Raw genomic sequence first — 4,053 nt, forward strand, 5'->3', positions numbered from 1 at the left:
AGGCCGCGGCGGCGCCGGCGGAAAGAAACATTCTGCGAGCGGGAATCATGGAGCGCTCCGGAAATGGGTAAGGGGCGGAGGCCGCGGCGCCCGCCCCGGCCACGGGCGGGCCGCGCTATTGTTTCGATCCGGCGCGGGACATGCCGTCCTTCTGCATGCCGTCTTTTTTCATGCCGTCTTGCTTCACGCCGTTCCCAGGCGTGCCGCTCTTGGACATTCCTTCTTTGGACATTCCCTCCTTGGCCGTTCCGTCCTTGGGCATGCCTTCCTTCTTCATTCCTTCCCTGGCCATGCCGCTCTTGCTCATGCCGTCCTTGGCCATGCCGCCCGTGTCGGCGGCATGGACGGCCGCGGCGCCCAGCGCCAGGCAAAGGGAGGCGGCAGCGGTAGCGAGTGTTTTCATGATGAGGTCCTCTTGGGTGGGTGAAAAAACAGGGTGAAATCGCGGGCCGCCGGCGTCAGCTGCCGCCGAACCAGTTGTAGCCCTGGTCTTCCCAGTAACCGCCGGGATAGGCGTTGGTGACCGTGATGGCCCGGATATGCTTGGGGTTCTTGTAGCCAAGCTTGGTGGGCATGCGCAGCTTCATGGGAAATCCGTACTCGGCGGGCAGGGTGCGGCCGTCGTAGGTGAGGGTCAGCAGGGTCTGGGGATGCAGCGCGGTGGGCATGTCGATGCTGGTGTAGTAATCGTCCGCGCACTGGAATGCCACATAGCGCGCGCTCAGATCCGCGCCCACGCGCCGCAGGAAGTCCGAGAACCGCACGCCGCCCCACTTGCCGATGGCGCTCCAGCCCTCCACGCAGATGTGCCGCGTGACCTGGCTGGCTTGCGGCAGTGCGCGCAGGTCCTCCAGCCGCCAGGGCCGCCTGTCGGCGACCAGGCCGGCCAGCTCCAGCCGGTAGTCGCCGGCGTCCACCCGCGGCACGTCTTCGATGCCGTAATAGGCATTGAACGGAAAGGGCCGGGTAATCATGGATTCCGGATAGGTGGGCGCGAGCGCGGCGGGATCGAAGATCCAGCCCTGCACGCGGTCGTTGAAGCGCGAAACCGCCATCAGGGCGCGCTCCACGCTTTCGTCGTCCGACAGCGTGCAGCCGGACAGCATGACCAGCCCGCCCAGGCTGAGTGTGTTGCGCAGGAAGGCGCGGCGGGCGGGCTGTTGCACGCGGCGGTCCAGCAGCCGCCGCGCTTCGCGCAGGATGTCGGCGCCGTCGGGGCGGGTCTTGGGGCGCATGCGTCTGTCCTCTCACTTGCCGAGAATCATGGCGCGGATGCTGCGCGGCACCAGCAGCGCCATCGCCACGTGCAGCGCAATAAAGCCGGCCAGCAGCGCCATGGCGAAAAAGTGGACGTGGCGGGCGCTTTCGTAGCCGCCCATCAGCGCGCACAGCGTGCCGAACTGCACCGGCTTCCAGATGGCGAGCCCCGACAGCGCCAGCGCCGCGACGTCGGCCATGGCGAACACATAGGCCAGGCGCTGCACCGCGTTGTAGCGGCGGGGATCGTCGTGCGAGAGCCGGCCGCGCAGCGCCGCGCCGGCGTCGGTCGCCGCCGCCCTCAGACTGAGCGGAAAGAAGCGCCGGCGCAGCCGGCCGGTGGCCAGGTTGAGGACGAGATAGGCCAGGCCGTTGGCGGCCAGCAGCCACATGGCGGCGAAATGCCATTGGAGCGCGCCGCCCAGCCAGCCGCCCAGCGTCACGCCGCGCGGAAACGAGAAATCGAACAGCGGCGAGGCGTTGTAGATGCGCCATCCGCTGGTCATCATGACGAAGACGGCAAGCGCGTTCAGCCAATGCGGAATACGGATCCAGGCCGGATGGACGGGCGGCGCGGCGGCGGCGGGAATGGACATGACTGCGGCTCCTGCTCCTGCGTGGCGCCGCCTTGCGCGGCGGCGGGTGTTGCAGGCATTCTGGTCCGCCGCCGCTCCCCAAGTCCTCACGCAAACTTAAATTAATTGTGATACATCGGCCCCGCGGATTGGCGACAATAGGAACTCCCCATCCGGCCCGCCGCTACCATGGACACTCCCCGCCGCGTCCTCATCGTCGAAGACGATGCGCACATCGCCGAACTGCTGCGCATGCACCTGCGCGACGAGGGCTACGCCGTCGAGCACGCCGCCGACGGCGAGGACGGCCTGCGCCGGCTCGCGTCCGGCCACTGGGACGCCCTGGTGCTGGACCTGATGCTGCCCGGCATCGACGGGCTGGAAATCTGCAAGCGGGCGCGGGCCATGACGCGCTACACGCCCATCATCATCACCAGCGCGCGTTCCAGCGAGGTGCACCGCATTCTCGGGCTGGAGCTGGGCGCGGACGACTACCTGGCCAAGCCGTTTTCCATGCTGGAGCTGGTGGCGCGGGTGAAGGCGCTGCTGCGCCGCAGCGACGCGCTGGCGCGCAATGCGCGGCTGGAGGCGGGCAGCGTCGCGCTGCACGGCGTCTCGCTCGACCCGGTGGCGCGCACGGCCTCGGTGGACGGGCGCCGCCTGGACCTCACGCCGCGCGAGTTCGACCTGCTGGCCTTCTTCATGCGCCACCCCGACAAGGTGTTTTCGCGGCTGGACCTGCTCGACCAGGTCTGGGGCTACCAGCACGAGGGATACGAACACACCGTGAACACTCACATCAACCGGCTGCGCGCTAAGATCGAGGCCGACCCCGCCGATCCGCGGCGCATTCTCACCGTCTGGGGCCGGGGCTATAAGTTCTCGGCGGGCCCGGCAGACGCGCCATGAAGCGCCTGACGCTCACCCGCAAGCTGTGCGCGGTGTTCGCGGCGCTGCTGCTCGCCTGCTGCGGCGTATCGGCCTGGCTGCAGGTGCGGGCCAACGCGCGCTACGAGCAGGAGGCGACGCAGCGCCTGTCCAGCGGGCTGGCCGCGCACATCGCGGGCGCCAACGTCCTCATGGACGCGCAGGGCTGGAAGCCCGAGGCGGTGCGCAACCTGTTCGACATGCTGATGGCGGTGAATCCCTCGGTGGAGGTGTACCTGCTCTCCAGCGACGGGCGCATCGTGGGCGATGCCGCTCCGCCCGGCGAGCTGCGCCGCGACCGCGTCGATCTGGCGCCGGTGCGGCGCCTGCTGCGCGGCGAGGCGCTGCCCATCTTGGGCGACGATCCGCGCAATCCCGCCGTGCAGAAAGTGTTCAGCGCGGCTCCGGTCAGCGCGGGCGGGAGCGAGCAGGGCTATGTGTACGTGGTGCTGCAAGGGCAGGCGCACGACGAGCTCGCCGCGGCCCTGGGCACGAGCTCGGTGCTGCGCGCCTCGCTGTGGTCCATGGCGCTGGTGGCGCTGCTGGGGCTGGCGGCCGGCCTGGCCGCCTTCGCGCTCATCACGCGGCCGCTGCGTGGCCTGACGCGCGCCGTGCGCGAATTCGATGCCGAAGACCCGCAATCGCTGCGCGCGCTCGGCCCGCCCGACGCCGGCGACGAAGACGGCGGCGACGAAATCGCCGTGCTGCGGCGCAGCTTCGCGCAGATGGGCGGACGCATCTCGCGCCAGTGGCAGGAACTCACGCGCCAGGATCAGGAGCGGCGCGACCTGGTGGCCAACATCTCGCACGACCTGCGCACGCCCCTCACGGCGCTGCACGGCTACCTGGAAACGCTGCGCCTCAAAGATGCCGCGCTCGATCCGGCCGGGCGCCGCCGCTACCTGGACATCGCGCTGGCGCAAAGCCGCAAGGTCGGGCGCCTGGCGCAGGAACTGTTCGAGCTCGCCCGGCTCGAATCGGGCCTGGTGCGGCTCGAGCCCGAAACCTTCTCCCTGCAGGAACTGGCGCAGGACGTGGTCCAGAAATGCGAGCTTGCCGCCGAGGCCCGCAGGCAGCGGCTGTGCGTGGAAGCGCCGCGCGACCTTCCCGCGGTGCGGGCCGACCTCGGCCTCATCGAGCGGGTGCTGACCAATCTGCTGGACAACGCCATCCGGCACACGCCGGCCGGCGGCCGCATCGAACTGCGCCTGCGCGCCGCGCGCGACGCGGTGCGGGTGCGCATCAGCGATACGGGGCCGGGCATTCCCGAGTCGCTGCGCGAGTGGCTGTTCAC

5 protein-coding genes are annotated in these 4,053 nt (G+C 69.6%); 2 read left to right on the top strand and 3 right to left on the bottom strand.

The features are described from left to right. Positions 1-115: 115 nt before the first annotated feature. Genes AD428_RS18045 through AD428_RS18055 form a run of 3 tightly spaced genes read right to left on the bottom strand, consistent with a single transcriptional unit; the run spans position 116 to position 1,853 of the window. Positions 116-403, bottom strand: coding sequence for a hypothetical protein (locus AD428_RS18045; protein ID WP_053246091.1), 288 nt, complete (start codon positions 401-403; stop codon positions 116-118). A gap of 55 nt (positions 404-458) precedes the next feature. Beyond that, positions 459-1,235, bottom strand: a complete 777-nt coding sequence (locus AD428_RS18050) for a molybdopterin-dependent oxidoreductase (protein ID WP_053246092.1) — start codon at positions 1,233-1,235, stop codon at positions 459-461. Positions 1,236-1,247: 12 nt separating this feature from the next. Beyond that, entirely contained in the window at positions 1,248-1,853 is a 606-nt protein-coding gene (locus AD428_RS18055) for a cytochrome b/b6 domain-containing protein (protein ID WP_053246093.1), read from the bottom strand. Between the two features lie 168 nt (positions 1,854-2,021). Between AD428_RS18055 and AD428_RS18060 the strand changes: the two genes are divergently transcribed. Together AD428_RS18060 and AD428_RS18065 are read left to right on the top strand one after the other, a co-directional pair. Beyond that, positions 2,022-2,741 carry a response regulator transcription factor gene (locus AD428_RS18060; protein WP_053246094.1) on the top strand — a complete coding sequence of 240 codons (720 nt, stop codon included), beginning with the start codon at positions 2,022-2,024 and terminating at the stop codon, positions 2,739-2,741. Beyond that, positions 2,738-4,053, top strand: a 1,316-nt coding sequence (locus AD428_RS18065; protein WP_053246095.1) for a sensor histidine kinase, incomplete at its 3' end; no start/stop codon positions are given. The genes AD428_RS18060 and AD428_RS18065, both read left to right, overlap by 4 nt.

This window comes from Achromobacter sp. DMS1 (genome assembly GCF_001270295.1).